Below are 23,556 nucleotides of genomic sequence, written 5' to 3'. Positions count from 1 at the left end.
ACAGTGCACCCCGCGCGGTCGCAAGGCTCGCCGCGCCCCGCCGAGGACGCATGTCAGACATCAAGGCCCTACGTGAGAGAGCGAGCGTGCTCGGCGTCGAGACGAGCTACTACGACATCGACGGCACGTTGCACGAAGCGTCTGAGGACGCGCTTCACGCGGTCGTGACCGCGCTCGAGGGCGCTGCTCCGGGTCGGCCTGCGGGGGATGGGGCTCCTGTGATCCCACCCGTGACCGTCTTCTGGGACGGCGTGGGTGTGCTGCACGTCGCGCTCGACGCCGACGCGTTGGCGGAGGACCGCGCCCTCACCCTGCACGTCACGCTGGAGAGCGGCGAGGGGTTCGAGGAGACGCGGCGCGTCAGCTCGTTGCCACCCGTGGACCCGGACGCGCCGGGAGGCGCGCGGCGCTGGCTGCTCCCCCACACGCTGCCCTTCGGCTACCACGCCGTCGCCCTGCACGACGGGCCCGACGTGCACCACGGCGCCCTCTTCGCCGCGCCGCGCGAGGTGTGGCAGGGGCGCGAGGAGCGCACCTGGGGGGTGTTCGCGCCGACGTACGCGCTGCGCTCCCAGCGCAGCCTGGGCATCGGCGACGTGGAGGATCTGTCTCGGCTCGCGGCCTGGGTGGGCCGGCAGGGTGGGGCCACGGTCGCGACGCTGCCGCTGACCGCCACATTCTTGCGCGAGCCCTTCGACCCCAGCCCCTACGCGCCCATCAGCAGGCTGCACCTCTCCGCGGTGTTCCTGGCCGTGGACGCGTTGCCGGAGGTGCCGCTCGCGCCGGCCGAGTTACGCGAGGTGCTCGCGGATGCGCAGCGTGAGGCGGCGGAGGATGACCCCCAGCAGGTGGACTACGCGCGGGTAGCGCAGCGCAAGCGCGCGCTGACGGAGCGCCTGCACGCGGTGGCCGAGCAGCACGAGCCCACGCGCGAGGCGCTCTCCACCTGGGCCGCGGAGCACCCGGGCGAGGTGGACTATGCCCGCTTCGTCGCAACACACGAGGCCCCAGGACGCTCGTTCGCGCAGCGCGTGGACGAGGCCGACTGGCTGCCCGCAGACGACCCCCGCGTGCGGCACGAGCTGTACGTGCAGTGGCGTCTGCACGAGCAGCTCGACCAGCTGGCCGAGCGCGCGCGTGGCGACGGGGTCGGTCTGTACCTCGACATGCCGCTCGGCGCGCACCCGCTTGGCTACGACGCGTACCGCTTCGCTGACGCCTTGCTGACGGGCTGCTCTCAGGGCGCGCCCCCCGACACGCTCTTCGACGGCGGCCAGGACTGGGGCTTCGCGCCGCTTCACCCGCAGCGCTCGCGTCACACGGCGCACGCCTATTTCCGTGCCTCCGTGGGGCGCCTGATGCAGCACGCCGAGGTGCTGCGCGTGGACCACGTGATGGGGCTCCACCGAAGCTACTGCGTCCCGCACGGTCTCGGCGCGCGCGAGGGCGTCTACGTGCGGCAGCCCGCCGAGGAGCTGTACGCCGTGCTCACCATCGAGTCGCACCGGCACCGCACCTACGTCGTGGGCGAGGATCTCGGCACGGTGCCCGACGAGGTGCGCGCGGCCATGGCCCGGCACGGCATCGGGCGGCTGCACGTGGCGCAGTACGAGGCGGGCACGGCGCGCAGCGGGTCCCTGCCCGAGAACTGCGTGGCCAGCCTGAACACCCACGACATGCCGCCCTTTGCGGCGCACTACCTGGCCAGCGGAGGCAGCCACAGCGGGCTCGACGCCGCGCTCCGCGCGCAGCTGCGCGGGCTGGGGGCCTCGGCCGCGCGGCGCGTGCTGGTGACGCTCGAAGACCTGTGGTTCGAGACGCGCCCGCAGAACGTCCCGGGCACGGGGCCCGAGGCGCCCAATTGGCGCGCGCGCTTTGCCCTCGACCTGCCCACGCTCGAGCAGGATGCGCGCGTGCTCGCGGGGGTGCGCGCGCTCGCCCGTGCAGGTGCTCCCGTGGGGCGGCGTCCCGACGCCGTGGTAGGCCGCTCGCGCCCCGCCGCGCGCGCCAGCGAGCAGGACCTCTACCTGTTCAACGAGGGCACCCACGAGCGCCTGTTCGACTTCCTCGGTGCGCACCCCGGCGAGCACGAGGGAGAGTCCGGCGTGTACTTCGCCGTCTGGGCGCCCAACGCGCGTTCCGTCGCCGTGATCTCCAGCTTCAACGGCTGGAACCCCGAGCACCAGCCGCTCTTCCCGCTGCAGAGCTCGGGCGTGTGGTCCGGCTTCGTCCCGGGTGCGCAGGCGGGGGACCTCTACAAGTACCGCATCGTCACGGAGAGCGGCGCGCACCTCGACAAGGCGGACCCCTTCGCGCGGCGCTCGGAGGCACCTCCGCAGACGGCTTCGATCGTGCACGCGCACGGGTTCGCGTGGGGCGACGACGCGTGGATGCGCGCGCGCGGTGAGCGCCAGCGCGTGGGCCAGCCGGTGTCCATCTACGAGCTGCACCTGGGCTCGTTCGCGCGCCGCCCCGACGGGAGCTGGCTGAGCTACACCGAGCTGGCCCCGCGCCTGGTGGAGCACGTCACGCGCCTCGGCTTCACGCACGTGGAGCTGCTGCCCGTCATGGAGCACCCCTTCTATCCCTCGTGGGGCTACCAGGTGACGGGCTTCTTCGCGGCCTCCGCGCGCTACGGCGCGCCCGAAGAGCTGATGGGGCTGATCGACGCGCTGCACCGCGCGGGCATCGGCGTGATCCTCGACTGGGTGCCGGGCCACTTCCCGTCCGACGCGTTCGCGCTCGCGCGCTTCGACGGAACCTGCCTGTACGAACACGAGGACCCGCGGCGTGGCGTGCACCCCGACTGGAAGAGCCTGATCTTCAACTACGGCCGGCGCGAGGTGCAGGCGTTCTTGGTGTCCAGCGCGGTCTTCTGGCTGGAGCAGTTCCACGCCGACGGACTGCGCGTGGATGGCGTCGCGTCCATGCTCTACCTCGACTACTCGCGGCGCGCGGGCGAGTGGCTGCCCAACGAGCACGGCGGGCGCGAGAACCTCGAGGCCATCGCCTTCCTGCGGCGGCTGAACGAGGCCGTCTACAAGCGCTTCCCGGACGCGCAGACCACGGCCGAGGAGTCCACCTCGTGGCCGATGGTCTCGCGCCCCGTGTGGGTCGGGGGCCTCGGCTTCGGCTTCAAGTGGGACCTCGGCTGGATGAACGACGTGCTGCGCTACTTCGGGCGCGACCCGGTGCACCGCCGCTTCCACCAAGAGCAGCTGACGTTCCGCTCCATGTACGCGTGCAGCGAGAACTTCGTGCTGCCCCTCTCGCACGACGAGGTGGTGCACGGGAAGGGCTCGCTGCTGGCCAAGATGCCCGGCGACACGTGGCAGCAGTTCGCGAACCTGCGCCTGCTGTACGCGTTCATGTTCGCGCAGCCGGGGCACAAGCTGCTGTTCCAGGGCGCGGAGCTGGCGCCCTACACCGAGTGGGCGCACGACGGCGCGCTCGACCTGGGGCTTCTCGGGTACGCGACGCATCGTGGGGTGTTCGAGCTGCTGGGGGCGCTCAACGCGCTGTACCGCGCGGAGCCGGCGCTGCACGAGCTGGACTTCGTGCCCGAGGGCTTCGAGTGGGTGGAGACGCGCAACCCCGAGTGGAGCGTGCTGGCCTTCGAGCGCGTGGCCCGCGACGGCGCGCGTGTGCTGTGCGTGTTCAACTTCACGCCCGTGCCGCGCGAGGGGTACCGCGTGGGCGTGCGTCAGCCCGGGCTGTGGCGCGAGCTGCTGAACACCGACGCCGACGTGTTCGCCGGATCCGGGGTGGGCAACGAAGGGGCGGTGCACAGCGACTCCCAGGGCGCGCAGGAGCGCCCGCACTCGCTCGCGCTGCGTCTGCCGCCGCTGGGTGCGCTCTACCTGAGGTCCCCAGCATGACGGGCGCGGGGCACGACGGGGGCGCGGGTGGCGTGACGGGCGCGGGGAACGACGAGGCTGGGGGCGCCGCACCGGGCGCCAGCGCGGGCGCGCGCGATGGTTGGGGCACGGTCGGCGCGTCGCCCGAGGGTAGAACGTTGCTGGCCGGAGACATCGGCGGGACGCACACACGCCTGGCGCTCTTCGACGGCGCGGGCGCGCGCGTGGCGCACGTGGATCTCGAGAGCCCGCGCCTGGCGGCGCAGGGCACGCTGGAGGACGCGGTGGCGTTGTTCTTGGCGCACAGCGGGTGCGGGGCGCCCGCCGCGGTGGCGTTGGCCTGCGCCGGCCCGGTACGCGACGGCGAGTGCCGCATCACGAACCTGCCGTGGGTCATCCGCGAGGACACACTGAGTCGGGCGACCGGCGCAGCGCACGTTCGCGTGATCAACGACTTCGAGGCCATGGCGCGCGGCACGCAGGTTCTGCGCGACGACGAGCTCGAGGTGTTGCAAGCCGGGCGACGAGACCCGAGCGGTGCGTGCCTGGTGATCGGCGCGGGCACGGGGCTGGGGCACGCCTGGTTGGTTCCCGCAGGTGTGTCCGCGCCGAGATCCGTCGCTGACGGGGCCACCGCAACACACCCGAGCAGCTCCGCGCACCCGCTGCGCGTCTTCGCCTCCGAGGGCGGGCACAAGAGCTTCGCGCCGCGCGACGGGCTCGAGGACGGCCTGCTGGTTTGGCTGCGCGCGCGCCATGGACGCGTGAGCGTCGAGCGTGTGCTCTCTGGACCGGGCCTGGTGGACCTCTACACTTACCTCGTCGAGTCGGGCCACGCGGTCACCAGCGACTCGGTGCACGCGGCGGTAGCGCGCGAAGGAGCCCGAGCCATCGGCACGCGGGCTGCTGCGCGCGACGGAGACCCGGCCTGCGTGCTGGCCGTGCAGCGCTTTGCCTCGCTCTATGGGGCGCACACGGGCGACGCCGCGCTCGCGCTCCTGCCCACGGGTGGCGTGTACATCACCGGGGGCGTGACGGCCGCGCTGGTGCCCGCGCTGCGCGAGCACTTCCTGCCCGCTTTCCTCGACAAGGGTCGCCTGCGCCCAGCCCTCGAGCCCCTCTGGCTCGCCGTCGCGCTCGCCCCCGACACCGGCCTGCGCGGAGCCCTGGAAGTGGCGCGCAGCGTGGCGGGCCACGGCTCGACCTAATTCTCCGGCCCCGATTGTCCACGCGCTGCTCGCGATGTAGCGTCGCGCATGGCCTCGCTGCGCCGCTCTCCGGCTCACCCGCGCTCTCGTGCGCACACTTCATCCCCCGCTGCTGCGCAGGGCGCCGCGAGCGCACTCGTCGCGCTGCTGGCGAGCGCGTGCGTCTTCGGCTGTGCCGGCCAGACCAGTCCCACGCCCTCCGACGACGCTGGGCGGCCGTGTCAGATGGCGTCCGACTGCGACGACGGTGTGTTCTGCAACGGGGTCGAGGTGTGCGGCGCCATGGGGTGCGAAGCCGGAGAGCCACCCTGCACGGGCGGGACGTGCGTCGAGGCCAGCGGCATCTGCCAGAGCACGTGCGTGGACGCCGACTTCGACGGACACCGCGACGTCGCGTGCGGCGGTGACGACTGCGACGACGCCGACCCCAACCGCTTCCCGTCCAACGTCGAGGTGTGCGACGTGGCCAACCACGACGAGGACTGCGACCCCCGCACGTTCGGCTTCCGCGACCAGGACATGGACAACTACCCAGACGTGGCCTGCTGCAACGGGGACGTCTGCGGCACCGACTGCAACGACCTGAACCCCTCCGTGCACCCGGACGAGGCCGAGAGCTGCGACGGTCGCGACAACGACTGCGACGAGCTCATCGACGAGGAGGTGCTGCGCACGTTCTATCCCGACCTGGACCACGACCTGGCGGGCGACATGAACGCCACGCCCATCACGGCCTGCACGCCTCCGCCCGACTCCGTCGAGAACGCGCTCGACTGCGACGACAGCACGGCCGACGTGGGCCCCCTGCGCTCGGAGATCTGCGACCCCGGCTGCATGCCCGACGGGACCGGTTGTGTGGACGAGAACTGCGACGGCGTGGTCCAGACGGAGTGCTCGTGTACCGGCTCGGAGACGCGCGGCTGCCCGGCGCTCGGCGTGTGCGCCGGCGGCATCGAGACCTGCAACGCGCTCACGGGCGTGTGGGGGACGTGCTCGGTGACTCCCTCGATGGAGGTCTGCAATGGCAGCGACGACAACTGCAACGGCATGGTGGACGAGGGCCTCGGCGGCCGCACCTGCTGGCTCGACAGCGATCACGACGGCTTCGCTCTGGCCGGGGCGCCGGAGATCGAGACCTGCGCCGCGTGCCCGCCCGGCTACACCGACCAGCAGCCCGTGGGGGGCATGATCGACTGCAACGACCTCGTGGGCGACGGGGAGGACTTCTACCCAGGCGCCCCCGAGCTGTGCGACCGGCGCGACAACAACTGCTCGAGCGGCGGCGGCGTGGTGGTGGCCGAGGACGCGGACGACGACGGCCACACGCGGATGGGGTTCGCCGGGTGCTCCGGCGGTCCGCTGCCCAAGGACGACTGCCACGACGGGGCGGAGGATGTGCACCCCGGGCAGACCGCCTACTACGACTACACCTTCTGCCCAGAGTCCATGCCGGGCTGCGCCCCGTCCGAGCGCATCGCGGACTTCGACTGCAACGGCGTGACCGAGCCGGTGCCTGCCGGGACCGGTTGCGTGAACCCGGGGGCCATGTGCACCACCACCTGCGCCGAGGACCTCGGCCCGCGCCCCTTCGACGCGAAGCCCGCCAACTGCGGCATGGAGGTGGTGTTCTACAGCTGCCGGTGCCTCGGGACGACGGGCTGCACGGTGCAGGGCAGCATGTTCGACACGCTTCTATGCCGCTGAGCGTCGGCGGCCGTCTGCCCGCTCAGTCGCTGCGGCCCACCAGCAGGTCCGCCGCCGCCGCCGTCATCCCCAAAAGGTCCGCGCCGTCCGTGTACACGCCGTCGATCACCAGCCGGCACAGCCCGTGGACCGTCGCCCAGCGCGCCTGCGCGTGCCGCAGCCCCGCCTTCCCGCCGCCCACGCGTGGGTCGGTGGCGCTGACGTAGTCCACGTAGCGGCGGAACGTGGAGAACGCGAAGGTGCGCAGGCTCTCGGTGGGCTCGCCCGCCTTCCACAGCGCGCGCCCGAACATGAGGTCGTAGATCTCGGGGTGCGCGGCGGCGTAGCCCACGTAGGCCCGCACGAAGCGCAGGGTCTGCTCGCGCAGGTTGCCGGACACGTCGCTCGCGGCTTCCTGGAGCACCTGGTCGAGCGTGGCGAAGCCCTCCTCGGCCAGCGCGCACAGCAGCGCGTTCTTGTTGTCGAAGTGGTGGTACAGGGCCGACGCGCTGACCCCCGCGCGCAGACCGAGCTGCCGCAGCGAGAGCCCCTCGAGGCCCACCTCGCGCACCATGGCCTGTGCCTCGCGCAGCAGCGTGGGGCGGAGATCGCCGTGGTGGTAGGGGCGGGGGACCTTGCGCGGCATCGCGGGGAATCTTGACAGCGTTCAGACTTGATGTCATCTGAACGGTGTACAGATTCCGGGCCGAGCGCCTGGGCACAGGAGAACCATCATGGAACAGCCTTTCCCGCACCTGCTCTCGCCGCTCCCGCTGGGCTTCACCACGCTGCGCAACCGCGTCGTCATGGGCTCCATGCACACCGGCCTCGAGGACCGCTTCTGGAACTACCCCAAGCTCGCGGCCTACTTCGCGGAGCGCGCCAAGGGCGGCGTGGGCCTGATGGTCACGGGCGGCCTCAGCGTCAACCGGCGCGCGTGGTTCTACCCGGGCTCCGGCGTGGTCAACAGCCCGGGCGACGTGCTGCCGCACCAGCAAGTGACACGCGCGGTGCACGAGCACGGCGGCAAGATCGCACTCCAGCTCATCCACACGGGGCGCTACGCGCACCACCCCTGGTCGGTCTCGGCCAGCGCCAAGAAGTCGCCCATCAACCCGTTCAAGCCGCGCGCCATGAGCGAGGCGCAGATCCTCTCCACCATCGACGACTTCGCGCGCAGCGCCGCCATCGCGCGCCGCGCGGGCTACGACGGGGTCGAGATCATGGGCAGCGAGGGCTACCTGCTGAACCAGTTCGCGTGCCGGCGCGTGAACGAGCGCACGGACCGCTGGGGCGGCGACATCCACGGCCGCATGCGCTTCCCGGTGGAGATCGTGCGCGCCGTGCGGCGCGAGGTGGGGCCCGACTTCATCGTCATGTATCGCCTCTCCATCCTGGACCTGGTCGAGGGCGGCAACACCTACGAAGAGGTCGAGACCATGGCGCTCGCCCTCGCGGAGGCGGGCATCACGCTGCTCAACACGGGCATCGGCTGGCACGAGGCGCGCGTGCCCACCATCGTCACCTCCGTGCCGCGCGCGGCCTTCCGCGAGGTCACCGCGCGGCTCAAGCGCGCTGTGCCGGTGCCGGTCATCGCGTCCAACCGCATCAACACGCCGGACGTGGCCGAGTCCATCCTCGCCGCCGGGGACGCCGACCTGGTGTCCATGGCGCGCCCGTTGCTGGCCGACCCGGACTTCGTGCACAAGGCCGCGGCCGGTCGCCCCGAGGCCATCAACACGTGCATCGCGTGCAACCAGGCCTGCCTGGACCACACGTTCTCGCTCAAGCGGGCCACGTGCATGGTCAACCCACGCGCCGCGCGCGAGACCGAGCTGAAGTACACGCGCGTCACTTCACCGCGCCGCGTCGCTGTCGTGGGCGCGGGCATGGCGGGGCTCTCGGCGGCCACCGTCGCGGCCGAGCGCGGACACCAGGTCACGCTCTTCGAGGCGGCCGACGCCATCGGTGGGCAGTTCCGCATGGCTGCGGCCGTACCCGGCAAGGAAGAGTTCCGCGAGACCCTGCGCTACTTCGAGAACGAGGTCGCGCGCACCGGCGTCACGCTGCGCCTCGGCACGCGCGTGAGCCAGGGCGAGCTCGCCGGCTACGACGACGTCATCGTCGCGACGGGCGTGGTGCCGCGCGTGCCCAGCATCCCGGGCATCGAGCACCCGAAGGTGCTGCGCTACACGGACGTACTGCGCGACAAGAAGCCCGTCGGGCAGCGCGTGGCCGTCATCGGCTCGGGCGGCATCGGCGTGGACGTGTGCGAGTACCTCCTGCAGGACCCGGACATGAGCCTCGAGGCCTGGTGTGCCGAGTGGGGCGTGGACCCGAGCGGCACCTCGGCCGGGGGCTTGCGCGAGCCGCACGTCGAGCGGCCGCGGCGCACCATCACGATGCTGCAGCGCAGTGAGGGCGCGAAGAAGATGGGCACGGGCCCCGGCCGGACCACGGGCTGGGTGCACAAGCTGGCGCTCCAGCGCGGCGGGGTCCGCATGCTGGACGGGGTGACCTACGAGCGCATCGACGATCAGGGGCTGCACATCCGGCGTGAGGGCAAGGCCGAGCTGCTCGAGGTGGACCACATCATCCTGTGCGCGGGGCAGGTCTCCGTGCGTGACCTGGTGCCCGAGGCGGCGGGGAAGCGTGGCAAGCCGAAGCGCGGCGGGGTGCACGTCATCGGCGGGGCCGACGTGGCCGCCGAGCTGGACGCGAAGCGTGCGATCGCACAAGGGGCGGAGCTGGCGGCGAGCCTTTGAGAGTCTGCCGCGCCGGGACCATTGACGCGGCGGAACCCCCTGGCACCATGCCCCGATGATTGGACGTGTAGCTTGGTCGCCCCAGCGGGGGATAATTGCGTTGGCGTGTCTCGGGGTCCTGGCCTCGGCGGGCTGCGGTGGCGGAGGTGGGGTCGATCCCGTGCCGACCTTCAACGCCGCCGCCGCGCACGACAACGCCGCCTTCCTCTCGGTGGCCGCGACCGCCACGGACGACGTGTGGGTCGTCGGCGCCCAGCCCGCGCCGGGCCTCCCGCCCGTGGCGCTGCGCTTCGACGGCAGCGAGTGGACCACCGTGGACACCGGCATCCGCCACGACCTCTGGTGGGTGCACGCGTTCCCTGGCGGCCCCGTGTTCCTCTCGGGCGGCGGCGCCAGCGTGCTGCGCGTGGTGGACGGCGTGGCCGAGCGGCTGCCCACGCCCCCGTTCTTCGGCAACACCGTGTTCGGTGTGTGGGGCGCCAGCCCGACCGACGTGTGGGCCGTGGGCGGCTTCGCGGGCCGCGACGGCTTCGTATGGCGCTTCAATGGCACCACGTTCTCCGAGGTGCCGCTGCCCGCCGACGTGCCGCGCACGGCGACCGGCGAGCTGCCCGCGCTCTTCAAGGTGTGGGGCCGCGCGGCCGACGACGTATGGATGGTCGGCAGCGAAGGCACCGTCCTGCACTGGGACGGCGACGCGCTCTCGGTGGTCCCCTCAGGCACCACGGCGTCCCTCTTCACCGTGACGGGCAACGCGCGTGAGGTGGTCATCGTCGGCGGGCGCAGCCAGGGCGTGGTGCTGCGCGGCGGGCTCGACGGGTTCACGGACGACGCGCCCGCGACCGCGCCCTTGCTGCAGGCCGTCACCTTCGTGGCCGATGGAACGCTGTGGGTGGCCGGCGAGGGCGGGTACGCCGCGCGCAGCCGCCGTGTGGGTCGCTGGGAGGACGTGGACCTCGGCTTCGGTGCGACGCCGCCCGAGTCGGTGCACGCGCTCTTCGGCGCGACGGACGGCCCCGTGTGGGCGGTGGGCGGCAGCGTGCTCACACCGGCGCTGAACCAGGGCGTCGTGCGCACCTCGGCGACGGTGCCCGAGGTGTGGGCGCCCGAGCCCGTGACCCCGCCCAGCACCACCTGCCCCGCCGCGGCCGTGGACGTGTTCCCGAGCGGCACCATCGCGCGCCGCTGGAGCGAGCAGCTGCTCAACTCCATCCGTCGCGACATCCCGCACCCGCCCAAGCACGCGCGCAACCTGCTGCACGTGAGCATCGCCATGTACGACGCGTGGGCCGCGTTCGACGCCACCGCCGTGGGCGTGGTGGTCGACGAGACGCACACGGCCACCATGCCCTCCGACGTGGACACGGCCATCTCGTACGCGGCCCTGCGCGTGCTGCAGCACCGCTACACGACCGCGGTGGGCGGCGCCATGTCGCTGGACTGCTACGCGCGCTTCATGGACGTGCTCGGGCTCGACCCGGACGACGAGACCGCGGTCGGCGACACGCCGATCGCCATCGGCAACCGCATCGGCAACGCGGTCGTCGCGCGCTTCGCGGACGACGGCGCGAACGAGGCGAACAACTACGCCGACACCACGAGCTGGACTCCCGAGAACCCGCCGATGATCGTCGACCGCCTCGGCACCAACGTGACCAACATCGACGTGTGGCAGCAGCTCAACTTGGCCACTGCGGAGACGCAGAACGGCATTGTCCTCGAGACCAGCGTGCAGCCCTACATCGGCGCGCACTGGCGCGATGTGGAGCCCTTCGCTGTGGAGCCCGACGCGATGACCGGGCGCTATGGTGATCCCGTGAGCGGGTACCCGACCATCGACCACCCCGACATGGTGGACTGGGTGGTGCAGGTCATCCGGCGCACCGCGCAGCTGGACATCGACGATGGCGTCATGATCGACATCGGACCCGGCTCGCTGGGCAACAACTCCCTGGGCGCGGACGACGGCACGGGCTATCCGACCAACCCGGTCACGGGCGGGACCTACGCGCCGAACGTGGTGCCGCGCGGCGACTTCGCGCGCGTGCTGGCCGAGTTCTGGGCGGACGGTCCGTCCTCCGAGACCCCGCCCGGACACTGGATGGTGCTGGCCAACGAGGTCAGTGACGACATGGCCCCGGCCGACCTGCGGCCCTTCGGCGCGGCTGCCCCGGCGGACCGGCTGGCGTGGGACGTGGGCATCTACCTCGCCGTGACCGCGGCCACGCATGACGCGGCGGTCGTGGCGTGGGCCATGAAGCGCGACAGCCTCGGGCCGCGCCCCATCACGCTCATTCGCTACATGGCGCAGCTCGGGCAGCGCACCGACATGAGCCTGCCCAGCTACAACGAAGGCGGCCTGCCGCTGATCGACGACCTGATCGAGCTCATCACGCCCGAGAGCTCCGCGCCGGGGGAGCGTCACTACCACCTCCGCTGGTACCAGGGCGAGCTGGCCGTGCGCGCGTGGCGCGGCGAGCCGGGTGACCGGGCCAACGGCTACACCCCCGTGGGGTGGATGCGCGCGCTCGAGTGGATTCCCTATCAGCGGCGCACGTTCGTCACGCCCGCGTTCCCGGGGTACGTGTCGGGGCACAGCACGTTCAGCCGCGCCGCCGCCGAGGCGCTCACGGCCTACACCAACAGCCCGTACTTCCCCAACGGCATCCACGAGTACGTGGCGCGCGCCAACCAGTACTTGGTGTTCGAGGACGGGCCCAGCGTGGACGTGCACCTGCAGTGGGCGCGCTACGCGGACGCGGCGGACCAGGCCGGCCAGTCGCGCCTCTACGGGGGCATCCACATCTTCGCGGACGACTACGTGGGACGGATCAACGGCGCGGCGGTGGGCATGACTACTAGCGCGAAGGTGCAGCAGTACCTCGAGGGCACCATCCCCTGACGGAGCGGGGTGGTGCGATGCAGATGGCGATGATGGGAGGCACCAGGCTGAAGCCTGGTGCCTCGGAGCCGCAATCGCGCTGAAAGTCCGCCCCACTGCGGGGGCGGACTAGGTGGTCGTCGCCCAGCGATGGTCGCCGCATCCCATCCCTGGCCCCGGTGTCGAGTCCACGGACCTGTTAGGCGTACTCGGGGTCGGCCCACCGCGTGTCCGACCCTGCATCGCTCGCGATCAGGTAGTCCGCCCCCGCAGTGGGGCGGACTTGCAGGTCACACTGCAGCCTTCGGGCACCAGGCTTCAGCCTGGTGCCCCCCATCACCACCGAGAGCTAGCCCCTCCTCGAGACAGCGTCCACGGTCGGGGGTGCCGCCTCCGCCGAGCGCCGATCAGCTCCTGTCTCAGACCTTCAGTCGCCTGCGCCTCGTCAGACGCTCACGCCGAAGTCGCGCAACGCGTCGTTGAGCGAGACCTTGGTGTCGGTGCTGGCCTTGCGCTGACCGATGATGAGCGCGCAGGGCACGCCGAACTCGCCGGCGGGGAACTTCTTCACGCGCGTGCCGGGGATGACCACCGAGCGGGGCGGGACGAACTTGTGGTGCTCGACGGGCTCGGGCCCGGTCACGTCGATGATCTTGGTGCTCGAGGTGATGACCACGTTGGCGCCCAGAACGGCCTCGGCGCCGATGCGGCAGCCCTCGACCACGATGGCGCGCGAGCCGATGAACGCGCCGTCCTCGATGATGACGGGGGTGGCGCCGGGGGGCTCGAGCACGCCGCCGATGCCGACGCCGCCCGAGAGGTGCACGTGCTTGCCGATCTGCGCGCAGCTGCCGACGGTGGCCCAGGTGTCCACCATGGTGCCGGCCCCCACGTAGGCGCCGATGTTGACGTACCCCGGCATGAGGATGGAGGTGGGCTCCATGTGGGCGCCGTAGCGCACAGTGCCCGGCGGGACGACGCGCACGCCCTGGGACGCGAGGTCGGTCTTGAGCGGGATCTTGTCGTGGAACTCGAAGGGGCCGACCTCCATCGTCTCCATGGCCCGCACGCCGAAGTACAGCAGGATGGACTGCTTGATCCACGCGTTCACGGTCCACTCGCCGCCCTCGGTGGTGGGGGGCGTGGCGACGCGCAGCTTGCCCTTGTCGACGAGCTCCACGGTGGCCAGCACGGCGTCACGGTGCGCCGCGTCCACGAGCAGCTTACGGTCCTGGAAAGCAGCCTCGACGAGGGGCTGCAGCACGGAGGTCTGATCGCTCATCGGTCGCCTATAGCAGCGATGGGATAGGCACGCGAACGCCGGTGCTGGCCCCCCTTGTGCGCCGCCCGTGCACGTTCAGGGGCAGGCGCAGCTGGGCCGCACGGGGGCGCTTCAGCGCGGCATGAGGTTCACGGGCGCGGCGTCAGGGTCTGCAGGGGGGCGCCCAGCTCGCGCCGTTCGGTGACGAGGGATGGTCCGGCCGCGAAGCGCGAACACCGGGCCACTTGGGGCGCGTCGGCCGGCCCCGAGGTGTACAGGATGTAGCGCTGACCCACCTCGAGGTGCGGTGGGCACATGGTCAGCCCGACCGTGGCCTGCACGGCGAACACCCGCGTGACCGTGCCCTTCCACACGCGGTCGACGTGGAACTCGGCGCGCTCGGGGGTGTTGCCGCTCGCCGGCAGGACGCGCACCAGGACCCCCTCGAACACGTGCGTGGCCTGCTGGCGCGCGCTCGGCACGTCGTACCACGCGCAGGAGCACGCGTCGGCCACGGACGGCGCCAGCAGCACGATGCCCGTGAGCGCGACGGTGGACAGCATGAGGGAAAGCAGCAGTTGGCGGACGGCGTGCATGGCTACAGCGTCGTCCGCGGTGCGCGCCCTGGCAAGAGGCGGAGGAGCTGGACAATCACGTCGTTGACGTTCCCAATCCCACCCACACGTCGAACGGCGAGCTGAGGAACGTACCCGTTTCGGCGGGGTGACATCATGCGCCCCTACTGGGACCATGCGCCGACATGGGCACGTCTACGGTCAGCGTGAAGGTCTTGGGGGTCGACGCGAGCTCGCGTCGACTGCGCGTTCGGGTCAGGCGCTGCCACGAGGACGCGAACCTCCCGCTGAACCGCAGCTTCTTCGTGCGCATGTTCGCTTCGCTCGCGCTCGAGATCGGCGGGAGCAGTGCGATCGATGCGGCGCTCGAGGGCAAGGAGCTCGACGATGCCTTCATCGACACGAGCACGTGGCGCTTCATCGCGGGCTATACCGAGGTGCCGGGCGAGACGGGCGACGATCGCGAGTACGAGGTCACCGTCACCGATCCTGCGTGGCTCGACGGGCTCGCGCCCGGAATGGCGTTCGACACCGCCGACTACAGCACGTGGCCGGACGAGGTCACGGAGGAGGAGAACGCGCGCATCCCGCAGCTTCGCCGCTACCTCCGCCTCGACCTCGACACGCCCGAGGTTCTCGCTCTCGACGTGTGCTTCGACGGCAGGCTGCTCGCGGTGCTCGGCGACGGGCCCTCAGTGACGGTCTTCGATACTACGTCTTGGGAGAAGGTCCGCGAGCTCCGCGAGCTCGAGCGCGCATCGGACGTGCGCTTCGTGCCCGCGACCACGTACCTCGTCTCCTCCGCAGGCGAGCGTGCGATCGACGCGCGCACGGGCGAGCCCCTCGACCGCGCCGTCGCGCTCGGCGAGTGGAAGCCCCAGCGCGAGCTCGAGGGCCACCTCTGGACGACGGCGAGCCTCGACGGAGCACGTCGCGTCGTCTTCGGCTCCGGCGAGACCGTCGCATTGACGGACGGCGCGGGCATGGTCCTTCGCGAGCTACCCGTGTGTGACTTCCCGCGGCTGAGCGCCGACGGCCGCGTGCTCGTCGCGAGCGGCGACCGAGCTCTCGAAGTGTGGGACACGACGAGCGACGCGCCGCCGCGGCTGATTCCGCTGCGCGACTACTGCATCGGCCTCGCCCTCTCACCGGACGGAGCGTTCGCGCTCACGTTCGAGGGCGAGTACCGCCACGCCTACGTCCGCCGTCTCACCGACGGTGAGGTCGTGCGCTACGGGAATGCATGGCACGACCGTCGAGGCAAGACCCCCCACGAGCCCCTGTGGTCGCACGACGGCCGCTTCGTCGTGATCAGCCAATACACCTCGAACCCACGCACAGCGTGGCTCGAGATCTACCAACACGAGCGCTGACTCGACGCCGGAGGCACCCTCCGCCAGCGCGTTGTCGCCGTGCTCGGCGAGGCGTTCGACGCATGTAGCGATCGCTTCCATCAGGTCGGCGGAAGCGCATGCGGCGAACCTCGAATCGCTTCGCACGTGGCTGATGCCTGTCGCGTCCGCCTGTGGCAGCATCGTGGCTGGGGTTTCGATGCACATACGACAGGTGAGTGAATCCGTCACGGGACGCAACAGGTGCCTCGTGTTCTTCTTTGCGGTCAGCGCGTGCGCCGGCGCGCTCGGCTGCGGCGGCGGGAACTCGGGGTCCAACGACGCAGGGAGCGTCGCTGTGTGTGAGACCGACGGGGTGTGCGACGACGGGCGCTATTGCACTGGGGTCGAACGTTGTCTCCCGAGCGACGCGCGCGCGGACGCCCGAGGTTGCGTCACAGGCGGCGCGCCCTGCACGGGTGCCGACATCTGCAACGAGGACACGCGCATGTGTACCTGCTCCGGAACACGGGACAACGACAGCGACGGGGCAGACTCGATCGCTTGTGGTGGCGACGACTGCGACGACGGAGACGCGCGACGCTTTCCGGGCGCCGCCGAGGTCTGCGACGCCGAGGGGGTCGATGAAGATTGCGACCCTACCACCCTGGGGCCCGACATGGACAACGATGGGGACATCCTCGAGGGCTGCTGCAACCTCCAGTCGAGCGGGACGCTCCTGTGCGGCACCGACTGCGACGACCAGAACCCCAACGTCGCGCCTGGCGCGCCGGAGATCTGCGACGGTCTGGACAACAACTGCTCCGGGTCGCTCAGCTTCCCCGGTGAGGACGATGACGATGACGGCTACGCGGACTGCATGGACCTTCCCGTGGCGCTGCGGGACTGCGATGACCAGGTGCCCACCGTATACCCAGGCGCCCCCGAGCTGTGCGACGGACGTGACAATGACTGCAACGGAGTGCTGCCGCCGGGGGACGACCGCGACGGGGACGGCTTCGCCGCGATGGGTGCCGAGTGCACCGCGGGGGTGCCGCAGACCGACTGCGATGACTTCACGCCCTTCGTGTCTCCGGCGTTCATCCGCGAAGCGTGCGACGGGCGCGACAACGATTGCGACAGCCGCATTGACGAGGAATGCTCGGGCCACTGCGACCCAGTGACCGACGGCACCATCGTTGACTCGGTGTTTCTGTCAGAGACCTTGGATGGGTGCGCCTCCGCCTGTGCGGACCAGAGCGACACGTGCATGCAGGCCTGCGTTCAAGCTGCCTATGCGGGGGCGGTGTCGACGCAGTGCGCGGTCTGTGCCGAGGTTCTCTATGGCGGGTTGTTGGGCAATGACGACTGCCTCACGGATCCCACCAGCGGCGAATGCCTGTGTGGGTCGGACCTGCTCCGCTGCACGGGGATAGTGGCGCCGGGCTGTACAACTCCTTCATGCGGTCACGCGTACTTTCGCTATCCCTACTGTGCAGACACCACGTGCTCGGACGCAGCCTGCGTCCCCATGTGCGCCGCTCCCACGGAGTCGTGGTGCAAGGACTGCGTGTCGGAACTCCAGGCGTGCGAGTTGCTGTCCTGCGCAGCCGCTTGCGCGGACCACGGCGCGTTCGAGTGTGACGCCTGTTTGCAGACCAACTGCGTGCCCGCCTTTGATGCGTGTAGTGGCTCCGAACCTCTCGCGGCGCGGACCCCGGATTGTACTGCGGCCGAGGCATCGGCCTTGCAGAGTCCTACTGGCCCCCCCATCGAGGACTGCTTGGATGGGTGCTTCGACACCTGCGGGTTGAGCGACCTCGACTGCCTGCGCATGTGCGGTGGCGCCTGTGCGGATGCGGCCACAGCGGTCCCGGTGTCCGAAGCGTGTGTGATTGGCTACGCCAGCTTCGTGCTCTGCCGACGCGACGTCGTGCGCTCGACGGGCGCCTGCGCGGCTGCATGTGCCAGCCCTGGGGCCGCGTGTGACGCGTGCCGATGCGACGAATGCGAGCAGCGCTTCTTCTTGTATTCAGGCTTCACATCAGGCGCCTGTCACACAGGAGGCTGAACTCGGCCTGAGCCCATCGACGTGGGCATCCGTTCCTCAACGGCGCTGCGATCGCCGCGCGCCACCCGCGTCGCGGGCACGTCGTCGCGCCGTCAGGACTCTCGCCTGCGGCGCTCCTCTCTGAGCTTCTCCTCGAGCCGGAGGTTGTCGGCCCGCAGCTGGGCGAGACCCGCGGCCTGGAGGGCGAGGTCGCGCTCCCCACGCACCTTGGCGAGCGCCTCCTCACGTTCAAGTTCCAAGCGCGTCGCGATCTCCCGCTCGAGCTCCATGATGCGCAGGCGGAGCTATCGCTCGCTCTCGATGGACGACGGACTGCCCGTCGGGAGGGGTGAGGCTGGCGCGGCCTCGGGCGCAGGGCCTGCTAGGGCCGCCGAGAACGCGACCTCGAGCGCAGCGGTCTTGGCGTGGGCGGCTTCGATTCAGTTCCGTGCGCAGCCCCCTCAGCCCCAGTAGCAACTACTCACCCCCCAGCCACAACTCTGTGTGGTGGTAGAACGCCAAGATCAGATCAGCGATGCCATCGCCGTCAATATCCGCTTGTGCCCCGACACCGAACTGCTCCCACGCGTCAGGAATGCCATCCACCGAGATGAAGCGGCCACGGCTATCGTTGGCCCAAAGCCGCACCCCCTCGCCGAAACCGGTCATAAACACATCGATGTCGCCGTCTCCGTCGAGGTCACCCAGGCTGAGCGCGCGCGCATCGAGGATGTCTAGGCGCTGCCCGCTATCCCGAAAAGTGCCCGCCCCGTCGTTGAGCCAGACGAGACCGCCGCCAAAGCCGCCGACAACAGCGTCCAGGTCTCCGTCACCGTCGACATCGCCGAGGGCGCCGTGGGTGCTGAGGACACTGCCACTCAGCCGCTGTCCCGAGTCGTCGAAGTGGCCCGTCCCGTCGTTGAGCCACACGCGATCTGGCTCGGCGCCTTGTCCCGACCTGGACGCGAAATTGAACACGAGCATGTCCGTGTCACCGTCACCGTCAACATCCCCGAGCGCCACCGACTGACCGCGGTCGCCACTCAGTGCCTGACCAGAGTCGGTGAAGTGCCCGGCGCCGTCGTTCAACCACACGTGACCGGGCCCGCTGCCCACGTAGACCACGTCGAGATCACCGTCGTCGTCCAAGTCCGACATCGCCCGTGCCCGCACGACAGAGGGGCCATCATCAGGGCCAGCCAGAGCGCTGTCCACGACGGCGCTGAAGACCCCCGTGCCATCGTTGATCCACACTGGCCGAAACCGATCGTCCGTCACCAGGTCGAGATCGCCGTCACCGTCCACATCCCCGAACTGCGCCCACTCGGCCTCGGCCTCGATGCCTTCGTCTTCCCCGGAAGGGAATGCAGACGGCTCGTATCGCCCAGCCTGTGCATCCCACGAGAGAAGCGTGGTCACCCCGGTGGGCAGGTTCCCGGGCAGACCCGATTCCCAACCATGAAGCAGCAGGTCGAGGTCGCCGTCCCCGTCCACATCGCCAAGCGCAATCACGTAGCCGGGAGGTAGGTCGGCTTGTGCGGGACCCGAGAACGGAATCACGGGGACCGCGGAGTTCTCACCACAGCCGATGAGGATGAGAACCACCATCGACGGCCACGTACGCATGCCACGAGAGTACCACACAGGGAGCTGTGCCGGCAGACTCCGCGGGTGTCCCTCAAGTCTGCTGAACGCGGGCAGCTGGCAGAGATGTCGGCGACCTGGTCGTCCTTCTAGGCCGCACCGCTTTGGTGGCTGCGGGGCTGACGCGGGGTGGCGCTGGGCTGGCTGACCTACGGCTTACTTCGCAGACAATTCATCGAACGAAGCGGCTCTGCGGCAGGCTTGATGTCGCGTGGGTGAGGGACATCGCGACGTTCAGGGGCATGGCTGCTTCATCGGAACGACGCTGTGGATTGAGCCCGTCCATCGGGGACGTGGCCAAGTCATGGAGGCGAGCGATGGGCGAAGTACGAGACCGAATGGAGCAGGACCTGTTGCGTCACGCCGGCCTTGTCTCCACCAGTCACGTCCGCGTCCTCACCCTCGCTCGCGTAAAGGCCGCACTCGGCAACGCCACCGCTTCGGCACGCGTGGTAGAGCGTGGCTGCGATGGCGCACGGCCATGCTGGGCTGTGTGGTGCAATTGCGATACATTGTGCCCATGAAGTCGGCCACCATCCCTTCCGTGCGCGTCGAGCCCGAGTTCCGGGCCGAAGTGGAGTCGGTCCTGGCCGAGGGCGAGACCCTCTCGGAGTTCGTCGAGGCTTCCGTGCGCGCCAGCGTCCAGCGGCGACTCCTCCAAGCCGAGTTCGTTGCCCGTGGCCTGCGCTCGCGCGACGAGGCCAAGCGCACCGGTGACTACGTCGACGCCGACGATGTTGTCGCTGCGCTACAAGGCAAGCTCGACACCGCGCGTGCTCGCCTCGCCAAGACCCGCAAGTGACCTTCAGGGTTCGACTGACCCGCGGTGCGGAGGCCGACCTCGACCGCCTCTTCGATTTCGTCCTGCAACGCGAGCTGGAGCGGGATGGAGGTGATCTGATGCTGGCGGAGCAGGCTGTGGCTGCGATCCGCGCCGGCTTCGTGACCCTCAAAACATCGCCGTTCACGTGCCGCAAGGCCGGACAGAGTCCGTTCCTGCGCGAGCTGATCATCCCCTTTGGGCGAACGGGCTACGTCGCGCTGATCGACATCGAGTCGGTGACGGAGGTGGTGGTCGTCGCCGTCCGCCACCAGCTCGAAGACGATTACCACTGACGCAGCGGGGTGCACGCTCGATGGCTATGTGAACGGATGTGCTGCAGCCGCACGTGAGCATCGAGGCTGGTCGCCCCGAACACATCGGCGTGACCTCAGGAAGGAGCCTCCTTTGACCCATCCGCGAACAGCCACGCGTACAGGCTGGGCAGCACGAACAGCGTGAGGAACGTGGCGCTCACGAGCCCCCCGATCACCACGGTCGCGAGCGGGCGCTGCACCTCCGCGCCTGCGCCGTTCGACAGCGCCATGGGGAGGAAGCCCAGCGCCGCCACCGCCCCGGTCATGACCACCGCGCGCAGGCGGCTCTCGGCCCCGGCACGGGCCGCCTCCTTACGCTCGCCGTGACGCATGAGTTCTTGATGGTGGTCCGGCAGCACCACCCCGTTCAGCACCGCGATGCCGAACAGGGCGATGAAGCCCCACGGCCGCGCCTGATGGAGAAAAGGGCAGGCCTCACGCAGCGCCAGCAGCACCGCCGCCGACCGCCGCAGAAGGGCGTTGAGGTAGATCAGCGCGGCCCGTCTTCGCATCATGAGAAGGCGACGTAGAGCAACACGAATCAGCAGCGCCGACAGCACCGCGACCAGCAGGCGCCAGTGGCGGCAGCGGGTTCTCATGCTAGCCTTACGCGATGATAGTGCCAGGGTGCGCTATTACTCCGCTCCGCGCGCCCTGCGCCTCGCGCACGAGCTGGCCAGGTCACGGCCGCGCACGTTGGCCACCTCGACGATGGTCGCCATTGCACGGCCTCGCGGCTGATGCTCGCCGGGAGTCGACCAGCTCGAGGCTCGCCGCCCTGCCCGAGCGGGACCAGGCGCCGCGCTGCGCCGCTGACGAACGAGCCGCAGCTGCTCCAGAGTCGTCCCGCAGCGTCGCCGGCAGGCACCTGCATCCAGTAAACGCACCTGCCCTCGTACACCCCTCGCCCACGGCGCGTCCACCGATCGCCTCGATGGCGTCAGCGCGTCGCGCGCCACCCGCCGTAGCGTGCGGCCGCCACAGTCGACGGTGACCTCCATCGGCAGTCGGCCAGCTGCTCACCCGCGTACGTCGCTGGCCCCGGGCACGCGTCCGCACGGCGGCCTGCACGGCACCGCTCAGCCGCTCCAGCTCGTCAGGGGTCTCCGCCATAGAGCTGTGATATGGCCCACGTCGGGCAGCTGCCGCGCTAATGAAGCTCGGCAGCCGCGGCTCGATCGGCTGCGAGAACGAAGCCCATCCCGGGCGGAAGCGCTCTCGAGCTGCGCCGACATCACGCCGCGACCAGCTCGTCGCGGGTGCGTCAGGTCCAGCGCTCGCGCGCGGGTGCAGGGTGACGATGACTCCGAGATCTCGACGCCCATCAGGTCGGTCGCGACCTCAGCGCGCCCGTCTTCAGAGATTGACCGAGCGCACCTCGTCGAACTCGCGCAGCACGCTCTCCACGCGGCGGCTGCCCTCGACGCTCTCCTCCAGCGACACGCTGGGCAGGCGCATCACCTGGACGGCCAGCGCTCCCTCGTCCAGGCGCGGGATGAACTCGGCGCCCATCTGGCTCGCGCCGACCGCCGTCCCGACGAGCGTGACGAGACAGAGCGTGGCGATGATCCGTGGGTGACGCAGCGCGCGCCCGAGAAGCGCGGGGTACACGCGGTGCAGCAGTCGCACCAAGAAGGGCTCCCGCTCCTCCGTGTGGGTGCGCATGAACGTGGCCACGAGCACGGGCACGAAAGTCAGCGACGCGATGAAGGCGCCGCCCAGCGCGAACAGCACCGTCAGCGCCATGGGCTTGAACATCTTGCCCTCGACCCCACCGAGCGTGAGCAGCGGCACGTACACCAGCACGATGATGGCCTCGCCGAACAGGGCCGCGCGCCGCACGCTGAGCGTCGAGCCCAGCACCACCTCGGACGCCTCGGCGTAGGTCAGCGGGCGCTCCTTGCCGCGCGCAGCGGCGGCCAGGTGCACCACCGCGTTCTCCACCACGATGATGGAGCCGTCCACCACGATGCCGAAGTCGATGGCCCCGAGGCTCATCAAGTTGCCGCTCAGCCCGGCCAGCTCCATGGCGGTGAAGGCCACCAGCATGGCGAAGGGGATCGCGGCCGCCACGATGAGCCCGCCGCGCAAGCTCCCCAGCAAGAGGAACAGCACGGCCACGACGATCAGCGCGCCCTCCGCGAGGTTGGTCGCGACCGTGCGGATGGTGCGGTCCACCAGCTCCGAGCGGTCGTAGAAGATGTCCACGCTGACGCCCTCGGGGAGCGCCGGAGCGAGGCGCGCCAGGCGCTCCTTGGCGGCCTCGACCACCTCCCGGCCGTTCGCGCCGATCAGCATCATCACCACGCCCGTCACCACCTCGCCGCGCGCGTCGCGGGTGACGGCGCCCTGCCGCAGCATCGGCGCGAAGTGCACGCGCGCCACGTCGCGGACGCGCACGGGCACACCGGTCTCGTCGCGCGTGTCGATGACCGTCTCGGCGATGTCGTCGAGGCTCTGCGCGCGCCCCTCGCCCCGCACCACCAGCTGCTCGCCCGCGCGCACGAGGTAGCCGCCCCCGACGGTCCCGTTGTTCTCCTCGAGGGCCTGGTACAGCTGCGACAGCGACACGTTCAGCGCGCGCAGGCGGTCGGGGATGACCTCCACCTCGTAGGTCTTCAGCTCCCCGCCGAAGCTGTTCACCTCCACCACGCCGGGCACCCCGCGCAGCTCCACCGCGATGAACCAGTCCAGCAGCGCGCGCAGCTCCATGGGCGTGTGCCGCTCGCTGCGCACCTCGAACTGGAGCACCTCGCCGAGGCCCGAGCTCAGCGGGCCCAGCTCTGGCCGCACGCCCGCGGGCAGCGCCTCGGTGACGCTCGACAGGCGCTCGCCCACCAGCTGCCGCGCGCGCAGGAGGTCGGTGCCCTCGTCGAACACGATGGTCACGGCCGAGAGCCCGAAGCGCGACACGCTGCGGATCTCCTCGACGTCGGGCAGGCCGCTCATGGCGGACTCGATGGGGAAGGTCACGGTGCGCTCGATGTCGACCGGGCCGAGCGAGGGCGCGTTGGTCAGGACCTGGACCTGGACGTTGGTGATGTCCGGGACGGCGTCGATGGGCAGGACGAGCGCGCTCCTCACGCCGAGGGCCACGACCATGGCCACGAACGAGAAGACCAGCACACGCCACTTGAGGCAGAGCTCGAGGATGGCTTTCATGA

General features: G+C 70.5%; 16 protein-coding genes. 9 read left to right on the top strand and 7 right to left on the bottom strand.

Annotated features, from left to right (window positions below):
- Positions 1–50: 50 nt before the first annotated feature.
- From glgB to H6726_00430, 3 genes are read left to right on the top strand one after another with little or no spacing between them, the layout of a single operon-like run.
- Positions 51–3,878, top strand: a complete 3,828-nt coding sequence (gene glgB / locus H6726_00440; GenBank protein MCB9656086.1) for a 1,4-alpha-glucan branching protein GlgB — start codon at positions 51–53, stop codon at positions 3,876–3,878.
- On the top strand, positions 3,875–5,065 hold the full coding sequence (locus tag H6726_00435) for an ROK family protein (GenBank protein MCB9656085.1): 1,191 nt from the start codon (positions 3,875–3,877) through the stop codon (positions 5,063–5,065). Before glgB ends, H6726_00435 begins: the two co-directional genes overlap by 4 nt.
- 48 nt (positions 5,066–5,113) lie before the next feature.
- Positions 5,114–6,769, top strand: coding sequence for a putative metal-binding motif-containing protein (locus H6726_00430; GenBank protein ID MCB9656084.1), 1,656 nt, complete (start codon positions 5,114–5,116; stop codon positions 6,767–6,769).
- Positions 6,770–6,791: 22 nt separating this feature from the next.
- Here H6726_00430 and H6726_00425 read toward each other — a convergent pair whose 3' ends face one another.
- Complete coding sequence (locus tag H6726_00425) at positions 6,792–7,394, bottom strand: TetR/AcrR family transcriptional regulator (GenBank protein MCB9656083.1); 603 nt, start codon at positions 7,392–7,394, stop codon at positions 6,792–6,794.
- Between the two features lie 88 nt (positions 7,395–7,482).
- On the opposite strand from H6726_00425, the gene H6726_00420 reads away from it, so the two are divergent.
- Both H6726_00420 and H6726_00415 read left to right on the top strand, forming a co-directional pair.
- Complete coding sequence (locus H6726_00420) at positions 7,483–9,513, top strand: NADPH-dependent 2,4-dienoyl-CoA reductase (protein MCB9656082.1); 2,031 nt, start codon at positions 7,483–7,485, stop codon at positions 9,511–9,513.
- A 160-nt stretch (positions 9,514–9,673) separates the two neighbouring features.
- The gene (locus H6726_00415; GenBank protein MCB9656081.1) at positions 9,674–12,415 is read left to right on the top strand and encodes a vanadium-dependent haloperoxidase; all 2,742 of its coding nucleotides are present in this window, start codon (positions 9,674–9,676) and stop codon (positions 12,413–12,415) included.
- A 424-nt stretch (positions 12,416–12,839) separates the two neighbouring features.
- Here H6726_00415 and H6726_00410 read toward each other — a convergent pair whose 3' ends face one another.
- Together H6726_00410 and H6726_00405 are read right to left on the bottom strand one after the other, a co-directional pair.
- A complete protein-coding gene (locus H6726_00410; protein MCB9656080.1) occupies positions 12,840–13,676 on the bottom strand; it encodes a 2,3,4,5-tetrahydropyridine-2,6-dicarboxylate N-succinyltransferase in 837 nt (278 codons plus the stop codon).
- 128 nt (positions 13,677–13,804) lie between these two features.
- Positions 13,805–14,251, bottom strand: a complete 447-nt coding sequence (locus H6726_00405; GenBank protein ID MCB9656079.1) for a hypothetical protein — start codon at positions 14,249–14,251, stop codon at positions 13,805–13,807.
- 164 nt (positions 14,252–14,415) lie between these two features.
- Between H6726_00405 and H6726_00400 the strand changes: the two genes are divergently transcribed.
- Together H6726_00400 and H6726_00395 are read left to right on the top strand one after the other, a co-directional pair.
- Positions 14,416–15,603 (top strand): hypothetical protein, encoded by a 1,188-nt coding sequence (locus H6726_00400; protein MCB9656078.1) that lies wholly within the window; start codon positions 14,416–14,418, stop codon positions 15,601–15,603.
- Positions 15,604–15,736: 133 nt separating this feature from the next.
- Positions 15,737–17,632: a putative metal-binding motif-containing protein gene (locus H6726_00395; GenBank protein ID MCB9656077.1), complete on the top strand. Its 1,896-nt coding sequence runs from the start codon at positions 15,737–15,739 to the stop codon at positions 17,630–17,632.
- A gap of 92 nt (positions 17,633–17,724) precedes the next feature.
- Here H6726_00395 and H6726_00390 read toward each other — a convergent pair whose 3' ends face one another.
- Together H6726_00390 and H6726_00385 are read right to left on the bottom strand one after the other, a co-directional pair.
- Positions 17,725–17,901, bottom strand: coding sequence for a hypothetical protein (locus H6726_00390; protein ID MCB9656076.1), 177 nt, complete (start codon positions 17,899–17,901; stop codon positions 17,725–17,727).
- Positions 17,902–18,088: 187 nt separating this feature from the next.
- Positions 18,089–19,171: a VCBS repeat-containing protein gene (locus tag H6726_00385; protein MCB9656075.1), complete on the bottom strand. Its 1,083-nt coding sequence runs from the start codon at positions 19,169–19,171 to the stop codon at positions 18,089–18,091.
- Positions 19,172–19,775: 604 nt separating this feature from the next.
- Here H6726_00385 and H6726_00380 point away from each other — a divergent pair.
- Both H6726_00380 and H6726_00375 read left to right on the top strand, forming a co-directional pair.
- Positions 19,776–20,057: a prevent-host-death protein gene (locus H6726_00380; protein MCB9656074.1), complete on the top strand. Its 282-nt coding sequence runs from the start codon at positions 19,776–19,778 to the stop codon at positions 20,055–20,057.
- Positions 20,054–20,371, top strand: a complete 318-nt coding sequence (locus H6726_00375) for a type II toxin-antitoxin system RelE/ParE family toxin (GenBank protein MCB9656073.1) — start codon at positions 20,054–20,056, stop codon at positions 20,369–20,371. The genes H6726_00380 and H6726_00375 overlap by 4 nt, the downstream gene beginning before the upstream one ends.
- Positions 20,372–20,466: 95 nt before the next feature.
- Here H6726_00375 and H6726_00370 read toward each other — a convergent pair whose 3' ends face one another.
- A complete protein-coding gene (locus H6726_00370) occupies positions 20,467–20,991 on the bottom strand; it encodes an efflux RND transporter permease subunit (protein ID MCB9656072.1) in 525 nt (174 codons plus the stop codon).
- Positions 20,992–21,748: 757 nt separating this feature from the next.
- Positions 21,749–23,554 (bottom strand): efflux RND transporter permease subunit, encoded by a 1,806-nt coding sequence (locus H6726_00365; GenBank protein MCB9656071.1) that lies wholly within the window; start codon positions 23,552–23,554, stop codon positions 21,749–21,751.
- Between the last annotated feature and the right edge of the window lie 2 nt (positions 23,555–23,556).

The organism is Sandaracinaceae bacterium (genome assembly GCA_020633055.1).
Classification (GTDB): Bacteria; Myxococcota_A; Polyangia; order Polyangiales; family Houyiibacteriaceae; genus JADJJE01.
Note: the sequence above shows the minus strand (reverse complement) of the source record. Positions and strands in the feature narration are given on the sequence as shown.

Excerpts from the sequence above, each read along its gene's own strand:
- glgB (MCB9656086.1), top strand. The coding sequence starts at position 51 with ATGTCAGACATCAAGGCCCTACGTGAGAGAGCGAGCGTGCTCGGCGTC.
- H6726_00435 (MCB9656085.1), top strand. The coding sequence starts at position 3,875 with ATGACGGGCGCGGGGCACGACGGGGGCGCGGGTGGCGTGACGGGCGCG.
- H6726_00430 (MCB9656084.1), top strand. The coding sequence starts at position 5,114 with ATGGCCTCGCTGCGCCGCTCTCCGGCTCACCCGCGCTCTCGTGCGCAC.
- H6726_00425 (MCB9656083.1), bottom strand. The coding sequence starts at position 7,394 with ATGCCGCGCAAGGTCCCCCGCCCCTACCACCACGGCGATCTCCGCCCC.
- H6726_00420 (MCB9656082.1), top strand. The coding sequence starts at position 7,483 with ATGGAACAGCCTTTCCCGCACCTGCTCTCGCCGCTCCCGCTGGGCTTC.
- H6726_00410 (MCB9656080.1), bottom strand. The coding sequence starts at position 13,676 with ATGAGCGATCAGACCTCCGTGCTGCAGCCCCTCGTCGAGGCTGCTTTC.
- H6726_00405 (MCB9656079.1), bottom strand. The coding sequence starts at position 14,251 with ATGCACGCCGTCCGCCAACTGCTGCTTTCCCTCATGCTGTCCACCGTC.
- H6726_00400 (MCB9656078.1), top strand. The coding sequence starts at position 14,416 with ATGGGCACGTCTACGGTCAGCGTGAAGGTCTTGGGGGTCGACGCGAGC.
- H6726_00395 (MCB9656077.1), top strand. The coding sequence starts at position 15,737 with ATGCCTGTCGCGTCCGCCTGTGGCAGCATCGTGGCTGGGGTTTCGATG.
- H6726_00390 (MCB9656076.1), bottom strand. The coding sequence starts at position 17,901 with ATGGAGCTCGAGCGGGAGATCGCGACGCGCTTGGAACTTGAACGTGAG.
- H6726_00380 (MCB9656074.1), top strand. The coding sequence starts at position 19,776 with ATGAAGTCGGCCACCATCCCTTCCGTGCGCGTCGAGCCCGAGTTCCGG.
- H6726_00370 (MCB9656072.1), bottom strand. The coding sequence starts at position 20,991 with ATGAGAACCCGCTGCCGCCACTGGCGCCTGCTGGTCGCGGTGCTGTCG.
- H6726_00365 (MCB9656071.1), bottom strand. The coding sequence starts at position 23,554 with ATGAAAGCCATCCTCGAGCTCTGCCTCAAGTGGCGTGTGCTGGTCTTC.